This window comes from Pseudomonas koreensis (assembly GCF_012986595.1).
Lineage (GTDB): Bacteria > Pseudomonadota > Gammaproteobacteria > Pseudomonadales > Pseudomonadaceae > Aquipseudomonas > Aquipseudomonas koreensis.
Genome location: NZ_JAAQYM010000003.1, coordinates 375,176 through 392,677, shown reverse-complemented (window position 1 = coordinate 392,677; position 17,502 = coordinate 375,176). Strand labels below are relative to the sequence as shown.

Sequence of the window (17,502 nt, the reverse complement as noted above, 5' to 3'; positions counted from 1 at the left end):
GGGAGCAAGCTCCCTCGCCACCAGGATCAGTGCACGGTGAGAACAATCCCCACCCGCGTCAGCCAATCGGCCTCAAGGCCAAAGTCCGCCTGGGTCAGCTGATTCTCATCCAGCCAGTTTTCCGGGAATTCCACGTCGAGGGTGTTGCCCTTGGCGTGCAGCACCACCTGCGGCATCGCCTGAGTGCCACGAATGTGGTGGAACAGGATCGCGAAACGCAGCAGCACGCACAGGCGGATCAGCTTGTCGCCGTCGTCACCGAACTCGGCAAACTTGTCCTTGGGGATGTTGCGGCGGTGGCCGCGCACCAGCAAGGCGAGCATCTGCTGGTCTTCGCGGGAGAACCCGGCGAGGTCCGAGTGTTCGATCAGGTAGGCGCCGTGCTTGTGGTAGTGGTAGTGCGCGATGTCGAGCCCGACTTCGTGGACTTTCGCCGCCCAGCCCAGCAGTTCGCGCCAGATACCGTCATCGAGTTCCCAGTCGGCCGCGACCTGATCAAAGGCGTGCAGCGCCTTGCGCTCGACCCGCGCCGCTTGTTCCAGGTCGACGTGGTAACGCTCCATCAGCGAGGTCAGGGTGCGTTCGCGCACGTCTTCGTGATGGTGGCGACCGAGCAGGTCGTAAAGCACGCCTTCACGCAGCGCACCTTCGCAGTGATCCATGCGTTGCAGTTCGAGGGCGTCGAAGATCGCTTCGAGAATCGCCAGGCCCGCCGGGAAGATCGCCCGACGGTCCGGCTTGATGCCTTCGAAATCGATCTTGTCGACGTCACCGAGCTTGAACAGGCGGCGCTTGAGCCAGGCCAGGCCTTCGGCATTCACTTCGCCGGTGCCATGCCCGCCGGCCTTCAGCGCCAGGCCGATGGCGCGGATGGTGCCCGAGGAGCCGATGGCTTCATCCCAGGTCAGGCGGTGCAGGGCGTGTTCGATGCTCATGATCTCCAGCCGCGCCGCGGTGTACGCTTGGGCGTAACGGGCCGGGGTGATCTTGCCGTCCTTGAAGTAGCGCTGGGTGAAGCTGACGCAGCCCATCTGCAGGCTTTCGCGCAGCAGCGGTTCAAAACGCTGGCCAATGATGAATTCGGTACTGCCACCGCCGATGTCGGCGACCAGGCGCTTGCCCGGGGTGTCGGCGAGGGTGTGGGAGACACCCAGGTAGATCAGGCGCGCCTCTTCACGGCCGGAGATGACCTCCACCGGATGACCGAGGATTTCTTCGGCGCGGTGGATGAATTCCAGACGGTTGCGCGCTTCGCGCAGGGCGTTGGTGCCGACGATCCGCACGGCGCCCAGCGGCATACCGTTGATCAGTTGGGCAAAGCGCTTGAGGCAATCGAGCCCGCGCTGCATGGATTCTTCGTTGAGGTGACGCTCTTCGTCGATGCCGGCGGCGAGCTGAACCTTCTCTCCGAGGCGCTCCAGAATACGGATTTCACCGTTCTGGGCCTTGGCCACGACCATGTGAAAGCTGTTGGAGCCCAAGTCGATTGCGGCGATCAGGGACAGATTCTTGGCTTTGGATTGCGGCATGGTCAGGGGGTCTCGGTCGATAACCCCGACATCGTGCCACGATCAAACGCTGACGCCAACGCGCATGGTTCAAACCGTTGATCCAACACAACTTCCGTGGCGAGGGAGCTGGCTCCCGCCGGGCTGCGAAGCGGCCCCAAAGCCATCCACCGCGTGTTTCTGGTAAACCGCGGTCGACCGGCTTACGGCTGCTGCGCAGCCGAGCGCGAGCAAGCGCCCTCGCCACAGGGCGAGGCAGGCTCAGTTGGCGGCTTCAACGGTGCCAATAAAGTTCGCCAGCTCCGCCGTCTGCGGGTTGGCAAACAACACCTTCGGATCCCCCACCTCATGCACCTTGCCGTGATGCATGAACACCAACTTGTCCCCCACCTCACGGGCGAAGCGCATTTCGTGGGTGACCATGATCAGCGTCATGCCTTCCTTGGCCAATTGGCGCACCACGGCCAGTACTTCATTGACCAGTTCCGGGTCCAGCGCCGAGGTGATCTCGTCGCACAGCAACACTTTCGGCGACATCGCCAACGCCCGGGCAATCGCCACACGCTGCTGCTGGCCGCCGGAGAGTCGATCCGGAAAAGCGTCGAATTTCTCCCCCAGGCCCACGCGCTCAAGCATCTTGCGCGCCAGTTCAGCGGCTTTGGCCTTGGGCATTTTCTGCACCACTCGCGGGGCGAGCATCACGTTCTCGCCCACGGTCAGGTGCGGGAACAGGTTGAATTGCTGGAACACCATGCCGACTTTCTGCCGCAGGCTGCGCAAGTCGGCGCGGGCGGCGTCGAGGTATTCGCCGTCCACTTCGATCACCCCGTCGTTGATCGACTCCAGTCCATTGAGGGTGCGCAGCAGGGTCGATTTGCCCGAGCCGCTGCGGCCGATGATCGCCACCACCTGGCCTTCCTCGACGCTCAGGTCGATGCCTTTGAGCACGTGATGATCGCCATAGTATTTATGCAGGGCGGAAATTCTAAGCAGAGGCATGCAGTCTCCTTTCCAGGTAGCGCGCACTGAGCGACAAGGGGTAGCAGAGCAGGAAGTAGCCCAGGGCGACGAGGCCGTAGACCATGAACGGTTCGAAGGTGGCGTTGGCGAGCATGCCGCCGGTCTTGGTCAGCTCGGTGAAGCCGATGATCGAGGTCACCGCGGTGCCTTTGACCACTTGCACCGAGAAGCCTACGGTCGGCGCCACGGCGATGCGCAGTGCTTGCGGCAGGATCACGTAGCGCAATTGCTCCAGTGGATTGAGCGCCAGACTTGATGAGGCTTCCCACTGACCCTGCGGGATCGATTCGACGCATCCGCGCCAGATCTCCGCCAGGTAGGCGCTGGTAAACAGTGTCAGGGCAATCGCCGCCGCCATCCACGGCGAGATCTCGATCCCGGCCAATGCCACGCCGAAGAACACCAGAAACAGTTGCATCAGCAGCGGCGTGCCCTGGAACAACTCGATCCAGGTGCGGGCGATGTTGCTCGGCAAGCGCTTTTTCGAAATGCGCATGACCAGAATCAGCAGCCCGACCAGCCCGCCGCCGATGAAGGCCACCAGCGACAGCGCCAGCGTCCACTGCAGCCCGGTGAGCAGGTTGCGCAGGATGTCCCAGAAGGTGAAGTCGCTCATCGGCTGCTCCTCGCAATATAGCGGCGGCCGACCCAGTTCAGCAGTTGCCGGATCAGCAGCGCCATGCACAGGTAGATCAGCGTGGTCAGCGCATAGGTTTCAAAGGCGCGGAAGTTGCGCGACTGAATGAAGTTGGCGGCGAAGCTCAGTTCTTCGGTGGCGATCTGCGAACACACCGCCGAGCCAAGCATGACGATGATGATCTGGCTGCTCAGCGCCGGCCAGACCTTGCCCAGCGCCGGCAGCAGCACCACATGGCGGAACGCCTCGAAGCGCGTCATTGCCAGTGCGGCGGCGGCTTCCAGTTGCCCGCGCGGGATCGCCTGAATGCCGGCGCGGATGATCTCGGTCGAATACGCGCCCAGGTTGATCACCATCGCCAGCACCGCGGCCTGCCATTCGGAAATCTGCACCCCGAGCGACGGCAGGCCGAAGAAGATGAAGAACAGCTGCACCAGGAACGGCGTGTTGCGGATCAACTCGACGTAGACGCCGAAAATTGCCGAGAACGGGCGGATGTTCCACGCCCGCACCAGCGCGCCGACGATGCCCACGCCGACCCCGAACAGTGCGCCAATGGCCGTCAGCTCCAGGGTGAACAAGGCGCCGCGCAGCAACAGGTCGGTGTTTTGCAGCACCGGCATGAAATCGAACTGATAAGCCATCGATTGTCTCCCGCGCGACCGATCAGAGATCGGCCGGCAGCGGCTCTTTGAGCCAGGTCTGCGAGTTTTTCTCCAGCGCGCCGTCAGCCTTGGCGGTGGCGAGGATCTCGTTGACCTTGCCCAGCAAGGCCGGCTCGTTCTTGTTCACGCCGACATAGACCGGCGAATCCTTGAGCTTCACTTTCAGGGCCGGCACGCGTTTCGGGTTCTTCTCGCTGATCGCCACCATCACCACGTTGCCGCTGGCGATCAGGTCGACCTGACCTGCGAGGTAGGCGGCGATGGTCGAGTTGTTGTCTTCGAAGCGCTTGATGGTCACGCCTTCCGGGGCGACTTTGGTCAGCTCGATGTCTTCGATGGCGCCACGGGTGACGCTGATGGTTTTGCCCTTGAGGTCGTCGAGCGTGGCGATCGCCGCGTCCGGTGGGCCGAACACCGCGAGGTAGAACGGCGCGTAGGCGTGAGAGAAGTCGATGACCTTCTCGCGCTCCGGGTTCTTGCCGAGGCTGGAGATCACCAGATCGACCTTGCCGGTGGTGAGGAACGGGATGCGATTGGTGCTGTTGACCGGGGTCAGTTCGAGTTTGACCTTGAGCTGCTCGGCCAGCAGTTTCGCGGTGTCGATGTCCAGGCCGCGGGGTTTCATGTCCGGGCCGACCGAGCCGAACGGCGGGAAGTCCTGGGGCACGGCGACTTTCAGCGTGCCGCGTTTGACCACGTCGTCCAGACCGTCGGCGTGAGCAGGGGTCTGGCTGAGCAACAGGCTGGAAAACAGTGCGGCGAGGAGGGCTCGGTAACGCAGGGTCATGGCAAATCTCCGGATCGGCGGGAAGTGATTTCTGCGATCGGACACAGCACGCGCCATGCCAACCCCGCGCCGAATGCCCCGCAGGCCGCGGATTCTGCGTGTTCGTTCGGTCTTACTGGTCTGAACAGTCAGGTTGGTTTTCGCACCCTGATAGCGCATCGCGGCAGGGCGCCGAACCCCGCTGGGGCACGACTTGCCGGATCCGGCGAATAGCTTTACAACTAGCCGCACCTTGGCCTGGCTCGTCTGAAAAACCATGAACTCGATCTCTCGCGCCGTACCTGAAGTGGCGCTGCAAGCGATTCGCAAACTGATCACCGAGCAGGGTTTCGGTGCGGGCGATGCGTTGCCCTCGCAACGGGACCTGGCCGTGCAACTGGGGGTCAGCCGGGCGTCGTTGCGTGAGGCGCTGTCGTCGCTCAGTGCGCTGGGCGTGGTCAGCATCCAGCCGGGCAAAGGCGTGTTCGTCCAGGCGCCGGTGGAGCTGGCGCGCGGCGAGAGCGCGCCGGGCTGGCCATTTGCGGCGCAGGCCTCGCCGCTGGACATCTTTCAGCTGCGCTACGCACTGGAAGGGTTTGCGGCCGGGCTGGCGGCGGTGACCTTGAGCACCTTCGATCTGGATGCGCTGGAGGACAACGTCGCGGCGATGCGCGAGCAATTGAAGGCCGGCGACTTCGAGGCCGCTGCTAAACTCGACTTCGAATTTCACCGACGCATTCTGCTGGCCAGCGGCAATCAGGCAATGCTCAGCATCCTCACCGCCAGCGCCGAGATCTTTCTCGAGAGCCAGAAACTACCGTTCATCCGCGCCGAACGGGCGATGGAAACCTGGCAGGAACACCGCAAGATCCTCCGGGCCCTGGCCCGTCGGGCGTCCGCTGCCGCCCAGAAAGCCATGCAGGAGCACGTGCGCAACGCGGCACTGCGCACCGGCATCGCCTTCGTTGCCCCCGCCACCGCGTGACTTGAGCTATACCCAGACTCATGGGCCGCCATAGCAAGACTTAATCAACTGCAGCTTCCTGAACAAGGGAAGGGCGGATATGATGGGCCACGTTTTTTTGCTTACAACCTGGAGAATTCCATGAGCAGCGATCTGATCAAACACGTTAGCGACGCCAGCTTCGAAGCCGACGTACTCAAGGCCGAAGGCGCTGTACTGGTCGACTACTGGGCTGAATGGTGCGGCCCTTGCAAAATGATCGCTCCGGTTCTGGACGAGATTGCCGAGACTTACAAAGGCAAGCTGACCGTTGCTAAACTGAACATCGACGAAAACCAGGAAACCCCGGCCAAGCACGGCGTGCGTGGTATCCCGACGCTGATGCTGTTCAAGAACGGCAACGTTGAAGCGACCAAAGTCGGCGCCCTGTCGAAGTCGCAACTGGCTGCTTTCCTCGACGCCAACATCTAAGCGTCGCTGTAAAACGCCGAAAAAAAGCCTCGCAAATTGCGGGGCTTTTTGCGTATTCAGGGCTAGACGCTCCGAAACTCAGGTGGTACATTCGGCCCCGCACTGGTTTCTCCACTGCCCCCTGCTAGCCGTCGCCGACGCACTCCTTTTCGAACAAGTTCGCGATCCTGTCGCCTTCTCTGCGGCGCGGCCTCATTAAGCCAAAAGCTTAATTTCCCCCCCTCCATAAATGATTACGTCATTCCTATATGAATCTGACTGAACTCAAGCAAAAGCCGATTACCGAACTGCTCGAATTGGCCGAACAGATGGGCATAGAAAATATGGCCCGTTCGCGCAAGCAGGACGTGATTTTCTCCCTGCTGAAAAAGCACGCGAAAAGCGGCGAGGAAATCTCCGGTGATGGCGTGCTGGAGATTCTCCAGGACGGCTTCGGCTTCCTGCGCTCCGCTGACGCTTCCTACCTCGCCGGCCCGGACGATATCTACGTCTCGCCGAGCCAGATCCGTCGTTTCAACTTGCGCACCGGTGACACCATCGTTGGCAAGATCCGTCCACCGAAGGAAGGCGAGCGTTACTTCGCCCTGCTCAAGGTCGACACGATCAACTTCGATCGTCCGGAGAACGCGAAGAACAAGATTCTCTTCGAGAACCTGACCCCGCTGTTCCCGACCGTGCGCATGAAGATGGAAGCCGGCAACGGTTCCACCGAAGACTTGACCGGTCGTGTGATCGACCTGTGTGCGCCGATCGGCAAAGGCCAGCGCGGTCTGATCGTTGCACCGCCGAAAGCCGGCAAGACGATCATGCTGCAGAACATCGCCGCGAACATCGCCCGTAACAACCCTGAAGTTCACCTGATCGTGCTGTTGATCGACGAACGTCCGGAAGAAGTGACCGAAATGCAGCGCACCGTGCGCGGCGAAGTGGTTGCCTCGACCTTCGACGAGCCGCCGACCCGTCACGTGCAGGTTGCCGAAATGGTGATCGAGAAGGCCAAGCGCCTGGTCGAACACAAGAAGGACGTGGTGATCCTGCTCGACTCCATCACCCGTCTGGCCCGTGCCTACAACACCGTGATCCCGAGCTCCGGCAAGGTCCTGACCGGTGGTGTCGATGCTCACGCCCTGGAGAAACCGAAGCGTTTCTTCGGTGCTGCGCGAAACATCGAAGAAGGCGGCTCGCTGACCATTATCGCCACCGCGCTGGTTGAAACCGGCTCGAAGATGGACGAAGTGATCTACGAAGAGTTCAAGGGTACCGGCAACATGGAACTGCCGCTGGACCGCAAGATTGCGGAAAAGCGCGTCTTCCCGGCCATCAACATCAACCGTTCCGGCACCCGCCGCGAAGAGTTGCTGACTGCCGACGACGAGCTGCAGCGCATGTGGATTCTGCGCAAGCTGCTGCACCCGATGGACGAAGTCGCTGCCATCGAGTTCCTGGTCGACAAGCTGAAAACGACCAAGACCAACGACGAGTTCTTCCTGTCGATGAAGCGCAAGTAACATCGCCGGTTGAACCGATAAAAAGGGCGTCCCCTTGGGGACGCCTTTTTTTTGCATGAAATTTGTCCCGGCAATGGGAGGTTCTTGATCTGGTAAGGTCTGTGATCGGGCAATACGACAATCAGTCCTCACGCGCCTCTCTGACTCACGCTCGGGCTGTTCAAAAAATAACCATCTGATTGGCATTTAAAGATTTATGAGCACTCTCGCTTATCGAAGGGATATCGACGGCTTGCGCGCAGTCGCGGTGATCGCCGTGGTGCTGTTCCATTTTGGCGTCCCGGGGTTTACCGGCGGTTTTGTCGGCGTGGACGTGTTCTTCGTGATCTCCGGCTACCTCATCACCTCGATCATCTGGAACCAGCGTCAGGCCGGTCGTTTCAGTTTCGTCGAGTTCTGGGCGCGGCGTGCGCGGCGGATTCTGCCGGCGCTGTTCGCAATGATCATCGCGGTGCTGGCGGTGGGCTGGTTCCTGCTGGCGCCCAAGGACTATGAAGAGCTGGGGCGCTCGGTGCGTTACCAGGTGACGTTCGTCTCGAACATCCTGTTCATGCGTCAGGACGGCTACTTCGATGTCGCCTCTGACCTGAAACCGCTGCTGCACACCTGGTCGCTGGCGGTGGAAGAACAGTTCTACATTGTCTTCCCGCTATTGCTGACGCTGCTCTCGAGTCGCTTGAAACACTGGCGACTGGCGCTGTTCGGGGTGCTGCTGGTGTCGTTCGGGCTGAGTGTGTGGGCCATCAACCATCACCCGGAAAAAGCCTTCTTCCTGCTGCCGATGCGCGCCTGGGAGTTGCTTGCCGGTGCCATGCTGGCGATTGCACCGAAGCACGCCTGGCGCTTGAAACCAGCGGCCGCCCAGGCACTGAGCCTGCTGGGCATGGGGCTGATCATTCTGGCGGTGTTCGTCTACGACAAGTCGACGCCGTTCCCGGGGGCCACCGCGTTGTTGCCGGTGCTGGGCGTGGTGCTGCTGATTCTGGCCAACGGTCATCGCCAGACGCTGGTTGGTCAATTATTGAGCAGTCGGGTCATGGTTGGCCTCGGTCTGATTTCCTATTCCTGGTACCTGTGGCACTGGCCGGTGTTTGTGTTTTCCAGCTACGCCAGTGTCGATGAGCCGGGCGCGCTGGACACCGCCGGGTTGATCCTGCTGACGCTGGTGCTGGGTTATCTGTCGTGGAAATTCGTCGAAACCCCGTTCCGTGAACGGCGCCTGCTCGCGGGTCGGCGTCAGGTATTGCTGGCGGGTTTCTGCGGCATTCTGGTGCTCGGTCTGGCCGGGCAATCGCTGCGCTGGACCGATGGCCTGCCGTGGCGTCTGTCCGATCAGGCGCTGCAATACGCCAAGGGTCGTGAGTGGCGGCCGGAGCTGATGGCGTGTCTGGCGGACGACAAGACCCCTGACGACAAGCTGTTCTGCCATTACGGCGTGACGGATCTGCCGACACAGGCGATGGTCTGGGGCGACAGTCATGCGACGGCGTTGATCCCGGTGTTCGATGACGGTGCCAAGGCCCACGGTGTCAGCGTGATTCTGGCCAGCTCCCCGGGGTGCATTCCGGTCGACGGGCTGGAGCATGACGGTGTGTGCGCGCGCTTCAACAAGCGGGTCGAGCAGGGGTTGGAAACACGGGCGATCAGCGATGTGGTGCTGGTCGCGCGCTGGAGTCTGTATCTGTACGGCGACGCCAAAGGCGACCTGGGCCATGTGCTGAGAACGCCCGATGGTCGCTATGATCGCGCCGATGCCGAACGGCGACTGGCAGAAGGTCTGCGCACGCGCGTGGCGCAATTGCGCGCGGCCGGGCATCGCGTTTGGCTGGTGAAAGAGGCGCCTTTGCAGGCCTTCAGCCCGCCGTATCGACTGACGCGGCTGGCGATGCTCGATCGTCCGGTCGATGATGTCGGGCTGGACGTCGAGGCGCATCACAAGCGTCAGGTGTTCATCAGCCAGTTGTTCGCGCAGCTGGCGCAGGAGGATCCGGCGGTGCGCGTGGTCGATCCGGCGCCGCGGCTGTGCGATGACAAGGGCCTGTGCCACGCTGAACTCGGCGGTTATTCGCTGTATACCGATGACAATCACCTGTCCGAAGTCGGTGCGCGCTTTGTCGCGCCGATCCTCGAACCGCTGTTTATCGGCCTGCAAGCCCGGGAAAACCGTGGAAAAGCGCAGACGAATGCAGCCAAGTAAGCAGCGACAGGCTGCCACAGGCCGGCTTAGCAGGTAGGATGTACGCCTATTTTGAGGGTGCCATCGTCAATGAAATTCAAGGATCTTCGGGATTTCGTGCAGCAGCTTGAGCAGCGCGGAGAGTTGAAACGCATCCAGATTCCCGTCTCGCCGGTGCTGGAGATGACCGAGGTGTGCGACCGCACCCTGCGGGCCAAGGGCCCGGCGCTGCTGTTCGAGAAACCCACCGGCTACGACATTCCGGTGCTCGGCAACCTGTTCGGCACCCCTGAGCGGGTGGCGATGGGCATGGGGGCCGAGTCGGTCAGCGAACTGCGCGAAATCGGCAAGCTGCTGGCCTTCCTCAAGGAGCCGGAGCCGCCGAAGGGCTTGAAGGACGCGTGGTCGAAGCTGCCGATCTTCCGCAAGATCATCTCGATGGCGCCGAAAGTCGTCAAAGACGCGGTCTGCCAGGAAGTGGTCATCGAAGGCGACGATGTCGACCTGGCGATGCTGCCGGTGCAGACCTGCTGGCCTGGCGACGTCGGCCCGCTGATCACCTGGGGCCTGACCGTTACCAAAGGCCCGAACAAGGACCGCCAGAACCTCGGCATCTACCGTCAGCAAGTGATCGGCCGCAACAAGGTCATCATGCGCTGGCTCAGCCACCGTGGCGGTGCGCTGGACTTCCGCGAGTGGTGCGAGAAGCACCCGGGCCAGCCGTTCCCGGTCTCCGTGGCGCTGGGCGCTGACCCGGCGACCATCCTCGGCGCCGTGACGCCAGTGCCGGACAGCCTCTCCGAATACGCCTTCGCCGGCCTGCTGCGCGGTAACCGCACCGAACTGGTCAAGTGCCGGGGCAACGACCTGCAAGTGCCGGCCACCGCCGAGATCATCCTCGAAGGGGTTATCCACCCGGGCGAAATGGCCGATGAAGGCCCGTACGGCGACCACACCGGTTACTACAACGAAGTCGACAGCTTCCCGGTGTTCACCGTCGAGCGCATCACCCACCGGATCAAACCGATCTACCACAGCACCTACACCGGCCGTCCGCCGGATGAGCCGGCGATCCTTGGCGTGGCGCTGAACGAAGTGTTCGTGCCGATCCTGCAGAAGCAGTTCCCGGAAATCACCGACTTCTACCTGCCGCCGGAAGGCTGCTCGTACCGCATGGCCGTGGTGACGATGAAGAAGTCGTATCCGGGGCATGCCAAGCGCGTGATGCTCGGTGTCTGGTCGTTTTTGCGACAGTTCATGTACACCAAGTTCGTTATCGTCTGTGACGACGATATCAACGCCCGCGACTGGAACGACGTGATCTGGGCCATCACCACGCGCATGGACCCCAAGCGCGATACGGTGATGATCGACAACACGCCGATCGACTATCTCGACTTCGCCTCGCCGGTCTCCGGCCTGGGGTCGAAAATGGGCCTGGATGCCACCCACAAGTGGCCGGGCGAAACCACTCGCGAGTGGGGCCGCGTGATCGTCAAGGACGACGCCGTCACCCAGCGGATCGATGCCATCTGGAATCAGTTAGGAATAGATTGATGCGTGTAACCCTGCAGCCCTCCGGAGCGGTGCTTGAGATACGGCCCGGCGAGCGGATTCTCGATGGTGCGCGGCGCCTGGGCTACGACTGCCCGCAAAGCTGCCGTAACGGCAATTGCCATGTGTGTGCGGCGCTGCTGGTCGAAGGCCGCGTCGAGCAGGCCGGCACGGTCCATGACCACGGCGAGTTCTACACTTGCATAGCCGAGCCGCTGGAAGACTGCATCCTGCTGTGGGATGGCGTGCTCGCATTGGGAGAACTGCCGGTGCGCAGCCTGTCGTGTCAGGTCATTGAATGCCGGGACGTCGGCGGCGACACCTGGCGCGTGCGCCTGCGGGCGCCGGCCGGCAAGCCGCCGCGTTATCACGCCGGGCAATACCTGATGATCGAGCGTGAGAACGGCGAGAAGTCGGCGTTCTCCATGGCCTCGGCACCGCACGGCGGGCGTGATCTGGAAATCCACGTGCTGGCTCGTGAAGCCAGTGCGCTGAGCCTGATCGAACAGCTGCAACGCAACCCGCTGGTGCGCGTCGAACTGCCGTTCGGCGACACCCACCTCGCCGAATTGCCTGACGGTCCGCTGGTGCTGATTGCCGCCGGCACCGGCATGGGACAGATTCACAGCCTGATCGAACACTGCCGCGCCAACGGCTTCAAACACCCGGTGCATCTGTACTGGGGCGTGCGGCGTCCGGAAGATTTCTATGAAATCGAGCATTGGGACGAGTGGCTGAAGCTGCCCAACCTGTTCCTGCACAAAGTGGTCAGCGACCAGTGCGGTTGGGAAGGGCGCTGCGGGATGTTGCATCAGGCGGTGTGTGAAGACTTCGCGGATCTGAAGCCCTTGCACGTCTACGCCAGCGGCTCGCCGGCGATGGTCTACGGCACGCTGGATGCGCTGGTGGAAGCCGGCATGGACGCGCACCAGATGCGCGCCGATGTATTTGCGTATGCGCCTCGCTCCTGAGCCTGAACGCCGCCTCTAGAAACGCACGCCGCTAGTCACCATCGCTGCATTGGCGCCGAGAAACACCAGCTCGGCGGCCAATGGGCCGTAGTGAGTGCCGACGGACGGAATGATCACCGGCGCAACGCCGTAGCGGTTCAGCGGAATCTTGTCCTTGTAATCACCGCGATAGCCCTGCAACAGCCCACCCGTGACCTTCAGGTAGACCGGATACTCGCTGCTGTCATAGCGCTTGCCGACATAGGCGTAGTTCGAGCGCTGGCGGAATGAGTTGCGAAACGTTGCCCCGCCAAATACCCAGCCGGACGCCTGATTGCGTTCAATGCCGATCAAGTCCTGATGGTTATTGTGTTCGGGGTCGGGTGAGTAATGCCGGGTATAGACACTGGTTTGGGCGTACCAGAAACCCTGGTCTTTTTCAGCGTCATCTTCAGCCAGCGCGTGGCCAGTCTGAATCATTAACAATGCGGCCAAAAGCCTTGATGTTTTCATAATGCAGTCTCGGTTAAACGGAATGGCTTGCGCCAGAGGAAGGCCGTTATACGTAGGCGTTCAGCGACGGGAAATACAGAAAGTCCGACAGTTTAGTAGGAAGTTTCCCGCATATTCTTGAATGAACCCTGAACGAGCGCAGGGCTTATGCATATTTCATTCGGGTATTTAAGATATTGGTGCAATGGTATTAGGCTATATAGAACCTGTTAGCCGACGCGGATAATACCGTTTTAGCGCTATCGGGCCTGTCATACATCCTTTAGCACTTTTCGTTTTACAGTTACTGCTATATGTTCTATCCAGCGAATTGTGCTTACATCTTGTAATACTTGCGGGGCCGAACACTTCCGTCATGACAGCCATTGAATCTGCTTTTGTGAATCTGGCTTATCCTCCGCGGCTCGATCTGGGGCCGCAGCTGACCCACGAACAACTTCTCGTCTCGATGCAATCGACCATGGCGCGCCACAAGGGCGGACCGGTGTGGCTGTTCGCCTACGGGTCGCTGATCTGGCGTCCGGAATGCACGGCGGTGGAGCGAGTGCGCGGGCGCGTTCATGGCTACCATCGCGGCTTGTACCTGTGGTCGCACGAGCATCGTGGAACGCCGGAAATGCCCGGGCTGGTGTTCGGTCTGGATCGTGGCGGTTCGTGCAGCGGCTTCGCCTATCGGCTGCCGCAAGAGAACCTCGACAGTGCGCTCTACGCGCTGTGGAAACGCGAGATGCCGTTCCCGTCCTATCGTCCGCACTGGCTCAACTGCCGGCTCGAAGATGGCAGTCAGGTGCAGGCTCTGGGATTCGTATTGGAGCGACACCTGCCCAGCTATGCCGGCAACTTGCCGGATCATGTGCTGAGTCAGGTGTTCGAAAGCGCTTGCGGGCGCTACGGCACTACTCGCGATTATGTCGAGCAGACCGTCCACGCCCTGCGCAGCCACGCCATGCCAGACCGGAATCTGGAGGCGCGGCTCAAGCGCTGTCAGTCAAAGGCTGATCAGGCGACGGCTTCGCGGCTCTGACTGGCGACTTGCTTGTGCCATAGCGTCGGGGCCAGGAAGGCCATCGACAGCAGGCAAGCGCCTACCAGCAGGACGAAACCACCGTCCCAGCCGAAGTGGTCAACGGTGTAGCCCATCGCCGCACTCGCGGCGACCGAACCGCCCAGATAACCGAACAGGCCAGTGAAGCCCGCGGCAGTGCCGGCGGCTTTCTTCGGTGCCAGTTCCAGTGCCTGCAGGCCGATCAGCATCACCGGGCCGTAGATCAGGAAGCCGATCGAGAACAGCGCGATCATGTCCACGGTCGGGTTGCCGGCCGGGTTCAGCCAGTACACCAGTGTCGCCACGGTCACCAGCGCCATGAACACCATGCCGGTCAGGCCACGGTTACCACGGAAGATCTTGTCCGACATCCAGCCGCACAGCAGCGTGCCCGGAATGCCCGCCCACTCGTAGAAGAAATAGGCCCACGACGTCTTGTCGACGTCGAAGTGCTTGGCTTCTTTCAGGTAGGTCGGTGCCCAGTCCAGCACGCCGTAGCGCAGCAGGTAGACGAAGACGTTGGCCAGGGCGATGTACCAGAGCATTTTGTTGCGCAGCACGTATTTGACGAAGATTTCCTTGGCGCTGAATTCGTCTTCGTGGCTGGCGTCGTAGCCTTCCGGGTAATCGTTCTTGTACTTCTCGATCGGCGGCAGGCCGACCGATTGCGGGGTATCGCGCATGGTGATGAAGGCAAACACCGCCACGCCCAATGCCACCGCTGCCGGTACGTAGAACGCTGCGTGCCAGTCGTTGAACAGGCCCATGCCGAGCAGGAACAGCGGGCCGATCAGACCGCCGCCGACGTTATGCGCCACGTTCCACACCGAGACCACGCCGCCCCGTTCCTTCTGCGACCACCAGTGCACCATGGTGCGTCCGCTCGGCGGCCAGCCCATGCCCTGGGCCCAACCGTTGATGAACAGCAGGATGAACATCATGGTCACGCTGGACGTCGCCCACGGCGCGAAACCGAAAATGAACATCACCCCGGCCGACACCAGCAGGCCGAACGGCAGGAAGTAGCGCGGGTTGGAACGGTCGGACACCAGGCCCATGAGGAACTTGGACAGACCGTAGGCAATGGCGATGGCCGACATCGCCAGACCCAGGTCGCCCCGGCTGTAGCCTTCGTCGATCAGGTACGGCATGGCCAGCGAGAAGTTTTTGCGCAGCAGGTAGTAACCCGCGTAGCCAAAGAAGATACCGGCGAAGATCTGCCAGCGCAGGCGTCGGTAAGTGCTGTCGATTTTTTCTTCAGGCAATGGAGCCTGATGTGCGGCAGGACGAAAGAAAGCAAACATTCAAGAGCTCCAGATTTCTTGTTTTGACTGCGGATGCGAATGTTACAGTTTCGTTACCGAAAATAGCACCGGTTCGCATTGGCAAAACAGTGGAAATGTTGGAATTCGAGCGTTCTTTTACGAACCTGTCGCTCAGCTGTAAGAACAGGACGTTTTCACCACTTATGAACATGGGGTGGCATAGACTCGCGGCCAGTTCAGCCGATTGATCAGCCGAGATAAGAAATGGCCCTGAAGGTTCGCATGTTGGTGCCGAGATTTTTGGTGGCCGCGGGGCTCGCCGTTGTGCTGCTGACATTGATCGTCACCGATCATCCTTCCCATTCCGGCCTGCGTAACGCGACGGTACTGATCATTCGTCATGCAGAAAAACCGGATGTCGGCTCGCTGCTCAACGCTCGGGGCGAACAGCGGGCGGCCGCCTACGTCGACTATTTCAACCCGTTGAAACTCGATGGCCAGACCCTGACTCCCCAGCGCTTGATCGCGGCCGGCGACACCCCGGAGAGTTCGCGCTCACGCTTGACCCTGACCCCGCTGGCTCAGCGCCTGAACCTTGCGATTGAGCAGCCCTACGTCAATGGCGACCTGCACCAACTGGTCAGGCTGTTGCGCAAGAGCAATCAGGCGCCGACGGTGCTGATCGCCTGGCACCACGGGCACATCAACAAACTGCTGAAAGCCTTCGGCGGCGACGCCACAGCGCTGATGGGGCAGGGGAAATGGCCGGATGATGTCTTCGACTGGCTGATCGTCCTGCGCTTCGACGACAAGGGTCGGCTGATTCCGTCTCGCAGCCTGAAGGTTCAGGAGCAGCTGTTGCCGGGCGACGCGGCACCGTCGCCCGGCGGTTGAGGCGAACCGCGCTGTCAGCGCACCTGCACCACCACCTTGCCCACTGCCTTGCGCTGGCCCAGGTCATTGATTGCCTGCGCCGCGTTGCTCAGCGGATACACCTGTGACACCAGCGGCTTGAGCTTGCCCTCGGCGAACCAGCTGAACAGTTGCTGGAAGTTCGCCGCGTTGTCCTGTGGCTGGCGCTGGGCGAAGGAGCCCCAGAACACGCCAAGCACTGCTGCGCCCTTGAGCAGGGCGAGGTTGACCGGCAGTTCCGGGATGCGCCCGCTGGCGAAGCCGACCACCAGCAGGCGGCCGTTCCAGGCGATGGCGCGGATGGCCTGGTCAAACAGGTCACCGCCGACCGGGTCGTAGATCACATCGGCGCCCTGGCCGTCGGTGAGGCGTTTGATTTCTTCCTTGAGGCTGGTTTCGCTGTAGTTGATCAGTTCGTCGGCACCGGCCGCCTTGGCCACGGCGAGTTTCTCCGCGCTGCTGGCGGCGGCGATGACGCGAGCGCCCATGGCCTTGCCGATTTCCACCGCCGCGAGGCCGACGCCACCGGAAGCACCGAGCACCAGCAGGGTTTCGCCCGGTTGCAGGTTGGCCCGTTGCTTGAGGGCGTGCATCGAAGTGCCGTAGGTCATGCTGAAGGCGGCAGCGGTGTTGAAGTCCATCGACGGCGGGATCGGCAGGACGTTGTAGCCCGGCACCGCGACCTGTTCGGCAAAGCTGCCCCAGCCGGTCAGGGCCATGACCCGGTCACCGACCTTCAGATGGCTGATCTTTTCGCCCACGGCGCTGACCACGCCGGACGCTTCGCCCCCCGGGGAAAACGGGAAGGGCGGCTTGAACTGGTATTTGCCCTCGATGATCAGCGTGTCCGGGAAGTTGACCCCGGCGGCATGCACCTCCAGCAGGATTTCGTTCTTCTTCGCGACAGGACTGGCGACGTCTTCCAGCACCAGCGATTCGGCAGGGCCGAAGGCTTTGCACAGCACGGCTTTCATCAGGGCTATTCCTTTGGGAGTGATGGCCGATAAGTGTAGGTGTGTCAGTCAACGGGTCAACGAGCATGCCCGACCCTGATAGTCAGCCATAAGCTTGTGCTTGCGCGGCGGGTCGTTATGCTAGGCCGCAAACCGGATAAGGAGCGAATTGTGAAAGCGTGGATCATGTTGTTGCTGGCCCTGTCTCTGCCTGTGGCAGCCTTGGCCGAAGAAGCCAAAGAAGGCGAGGCGCCGAAGGTTAATTACATCACCCTGAGCCCGCCGTTCGTGGGCAACTACGGGTTGGACGGCACGCCGAAGCTGAAGGTCTACAAGGCCGATGTGGCATTGCGCGTGACAGGCGAAGAGGCGACCAAACTGGTCAAGGCCAACGAGCCGCTGATCCGCAATCAACTGGTGGCGCTGTTCACCCAGCAGACGACTGAGGCGATGGGCAGCATCGAAGGCAAGGAAAAGCTGCGTCAGGAAGCCCTGAAACAAACCCAGCAAGTGATGAATGACGAGACCGGCAAGCCGGTGGTTGAAGACCTGTTGTTCAACAACCTGATCATTCAGTAAGCACGCTGGCCGATGT

Annotated in this window: 17 protein-coding genes; 9 read left to right on the top strand and 8 right to left on the bottom strand. The window is 61.5% G+C overall.

Annotated features, from left to right (window positions below):
- Positions 1-26: 26 nt before the first annotated feature.
- The 5 genes from ppx to HBN98_RS11300 all read right to left on the bottom strand — a co-directional run bounded on the left by ppx (position 27) and on the right by HBN98_RS11300 (position 4,617).
- The gene (gene ppx / locus HBN98_RS11320) at positions 27-1,529 is read right to left on the bottom strand and encodes an exopolyphosphatase (protein WP_064589755.1); all 1,503 of its coding nucleotides are present in this window, start codon (positions 1,527-1,529) and stop codon (positions 27-29) included.
- 240 nt (positions 1,530-1,769) lie between these two features.
- Positions 1,770-2,507, bottom strand: coding sequence for an amino acid ABC transporter ATP-binding protein (locus HBN98_RS11315; protein WP_083367587.1), 738 nt, complete (start codon positions 2,505-2,507; stop codon positions 1,770-1,772).
- On the bottom strand, positions 2,494-3,144 hold the full coding sequence (locus HBN98_RS11310; RefSeq protein WP_083367588.1) for an amino acid ABC transporter permease: 651 nt from the start codon (positions 3,142-3,144) through the stop codon (positions 2,494-2,496). The genes HBN98_RS11315 and HBN98_RS11310 overlap by 14 nt, the downstream gene beginning before the upstream one ends.
- Positions 3,141-3,809, bottom strand: a complete 669-nt coding sequence (locus HBN98_RS11305) for an amino acid ABC transporter permease (protein WP_064589753.1) — start codon at positions 3,807-3,809, stop codon at positions 3,141-3,143. Before HBN98_RS11305 ends, HBN98_RS11310 begins: the two co-directional genes overlap by 4 nt.
- A gap of 22 nt (positions 3,810-3,831) precedes the next feature.
- A complete protein-coding gene (locus HBN98_RS11300) occupies positions 3,832-4,617 on the bottom strand; it encodes a transporter substrate-binding domain-containing protein (RefSeq protein WP_083367589.1) in 786 nt (261 codons plus the stop codon).
- Positions 4,618-4,873: 256 nt separating this feature from the next.
- Between HBN98_RS11300 and HBN98_RS11295 the strand changes: the two genes are divergently transcribed.
- From HBN98_RS11295 to HBN98_RS11270, 6 genes are all read left to right on the top strand, one after another.
- Complete coding sequence (locus HBN98_RS11295; RefSeq protein WP_064589751.1) at positions 4,874-5,581, top strand: FadR/GntR family transcriptional regulator; 708 nt, start codon at positions 4,874-4,876, stop codon at positions 5,579-5,581.
- A 120-nt stretch (positions 5,582-5,701) separates the two neighbouring features.
- Positions 5,702-6,031, top strand: coding sequence for a thioredoxin TrxA (trxA, locus tag HBN98_RS11290; protein ID WP_003206727.1), 330 nt, complete (start codon positions 5,702-5,704; stop codon positions 6,029-6,031).
- Positions 6,032-6,279: 248 nt separating this feature from the next.
- Positions 6,280-7,539, top strand: a complete 1,260-nt coding sequence (gene rho / locus HBN98_RS11285) for a transcription termination factor Rho (RefSeq protein WP_003229334.1) — start codon at positions 6,280-6,282, stop codon at positions 7,537-7,539.
- Positions 7,540-7,735: 196 nt separating this feature from the next.
- Positions 7,736-9,736 carry an acyltransferase family protein gene (locus HBN98_RS11280; protein WP_083367590.1) on the top strand — a complete coding sequence of 667 codons (2,001 nt, stop codon included), beginning with the start codon at positions 7,736-7,738 and terminating at the stop codon, positions 9,734-9,736.
- 69 nt (positions 9,737-9,805) lie between these two features.
- Positions 9,806-11,272, top strand: a complete 1,467-nt coding sequence (gene ubiD, locus HBN98_RS11275; protein WP_064589749.1) for a 4-hydroxy-3-polyprenylbenzoate decarboxylase — start codon at positions 9,806-9,808, stop codon at positions 11,270-11,272.
- Entirely contained in the window at positions 11,272-12,240 is a 969-nt protein-coding gene (locus HBN98_RS11270) for a CDP-6-deoxy-delta-3,4-glucoseen reductase (protein ID WP_083367591.1), read from the top strand. The genes ubiD and HBN98_RS11270 overlap by 1 nt, the downstream gene beginning before the upstream one ends.
- A gap of 15 nt (positions 12,241-12,255) precedes the next feature.
- Here the strand turns inward: HBN98_RS11270 and HBN98_RS11265 are convergent, their stop codons facing one another.
- Positions 12,256-12,732: a sn-glycerol-3-phosphate transporter gene (locus HBN98_RS11265; protein WP_083367592.1), complete on the bottom strand. Its 477-nt coding sequence runs from the start codon at positions 12,730-12,732 to the stop codon at positions 12,256-12,258.
- 355 nt (positions 12,733-13,087) lie between these two features.
- Between HBN98_RS11265 and HBN98_RS11260 the strand changes: the two genes are divergently transcribed.
- Positions 13,088-13,756: a gamma-glutamylcyclotransferase gene (locus tag HBN98_RS11260; RefSeq protein WP_083367593.1), complete on the top strand. Its 669-nt coding sequence runs from the start codon at positions 13,088-13,090 to the stop codon at positions 13,754-13,756.
- Here the strand turns inward: HBN98_RS11260 and glpT are convergent.
- On the bottom strand, positions 13,732-15,081 hold the full coding sequence (glpT, locus tag HBN98_RS11255; RefSeq protein ID WP_064589745.1) for a glycerol-3-phosphate transporter: 1,350 nt from the start codon (positions 15,079-15,081) through the stop codon (positions 13,732-13,734). The genes HBN98_RS11260 and glpT overlap by 25 nt on opposite strands.
- 225 nt (positions 15,082-15,306) lie before the next feature.
- On the opposite strand from glpT, the gene HBN98_RS11250 reads away from it, so the two are divergent.
- Positions 15,307-15,936 carry a flagellar basal body-associated protein FliL gene (locus tag HBN98_RS11250; protein WP_083367594.1) on the top strand — a complete coding sequence of 210 codons (630 nt, stop codon included), beginning with the start codon at positions 15,307-15,309 and terminating at the stop codon, positions 15,934-15,936.
- 14 nt (positions 15,937-15,950) lie between these two features.
- Here HBN98_RS11250 and HBN98_RS11245 read toward each other — a convergent pair whose 3' ends face one another.
- On the bottom strand, positions 15,951-16,928 hold the full coding sequence (locus tag HBN98_RS11245; RefSeq protein WP_083367595.1) for an NADPH:quinone oxidoreductase family protein: 978 nt from the start codon (positions 16,926-16,928) through the stop codon (positions 15,951-15,953).
- A gap of 150 nt (positions 16,929-17,078) precedes the next feature.
- Between HBN98_RS11245 and HBN98_RS11240 the strand changes: the two genes are divergently transcribed.
- Positions 17,079-17,486, top strand: a complete 408-nt coding sequence (locus tag HBN98_RS11240) for a flagellar basal body-associated protein FliL (RefSeq protein WP_027610485.1) — start codon at positions 17,079-17,081, stop codon at positions 17,484-17,486.
- Positions 17,487-17,502: the final 16 nt, after the last annotated feature.

Bases quoted from the DNA above. Each gene is read 5' to 3' on its own strand.
- ppx (WP_064589755.1), bottom strand. From the start codon at position 1,529: ATGCCGCAATCCAAAGCCAAGAATCTGTCCCTGATCGCCGCAATCGAC.
- HBN98_RS11315 (WP_083367587.1), bottom strand. From the start codon at position 2,507: ATGCCTCTGCTTAGAATTTCCGCCCTGCATAAATACTATGGCGATCAT.
- HBN98_RS11310 (WP_083367588.1), bottom strand. From the start codon at position 3,144: ATGAGCGACTTCACCTTCTGGGACATCCTGCGCAACCTGCTCACCGGG.
- HBN98_RS11305 (WP_064589753.1), bottom strand. From the start codon at position 3,809: ATGGCTTATCAGTTCGATTTCATGCCGGTGCTGCAAAACACCGACCTG.
- HBN98_RS11300 (WP_083367589.1), bottom strand. From the start codon at position 4,617: ATGACCCTGCGTTACCGAGCCCTCCTCGCCGCACTGTTTTCCAGCCTG.
- HBN98_RS11295 (WP_064589751.1), top strand. From the start codon at position 4,874: ATGAACTCGATCTCTCGCGCCGTACCTGAAGTGGCGCTGCAAGCGATT.
- trxA (WP_003206727.1), top strand. From the start codon at position 5,702: ATGAGCAGCGATCTGATCAAACACGTTAGCGACGCCAGCTTCGAAGCC.
- rho (WP_003229334.1), top strand. From the start codon at position 6,280: ATGAATCTGACTGAACTCAAGCAAAAGCCGATTACCGAACTGCTCGAA.
- HBN98_RS11280 (WP_083367590.1), top strand. From the start codon at position 7,736: ATGAGCACTCTCGCTTATCGAAGGGATATCGACGGCTTGCGCGCAGTC.
- ubiD (WP_064589749.1), top strand. From the start codon at position 9,806: ATGAAATTCAAGGATCTTCGGGATTTCGTGCAGCAGCTTGAGCAGCGC.
- HBN98_RS11270 (WP_083367591.1), top strand. From the start codon at position 11,272: ATGCGTGTAACCCTGCAGCCCTCCGGAGCGGTGCTTGAGATACGGCCC.
- HBN98_RS11265 (WP_083367592.1), bottom strand. From the start codon at position 12,732: ATGAAAACATCAAGGCTTTTGGCCGCATTGTTAATGATTCAGACTGGC.
- HBN98_RS11260 (WP_083367593.1), top strand. From the start codon at position 13,088: ATGACAGCCATTGAATCTGCTTTTGTGAATCTGGCTTATCCTCCGCGG.
- glpT (WP_064589745.1), bottom strand. From the start codon at position 15,081: ATGTTTGCTTTCTTTCGTCCTGCCGCACATCAGGCTCCATTGCCTGAA.
- HBN98_RS11250 (WP_083367594.1), top strand. From the start codon at position 15,307: ATGGCCCTGAAGGTTCGCATGTTGGTGCCGAGATTTTTGGTGGCCGCG.
- HBN98_RS11245 (WP_083367595.1), bottom strand. From the start codon at position 16,928: ATGAAAGCCGTGCTGTGCAAAGCCTTCGGCCCTGCCGAATCGCTGGTG.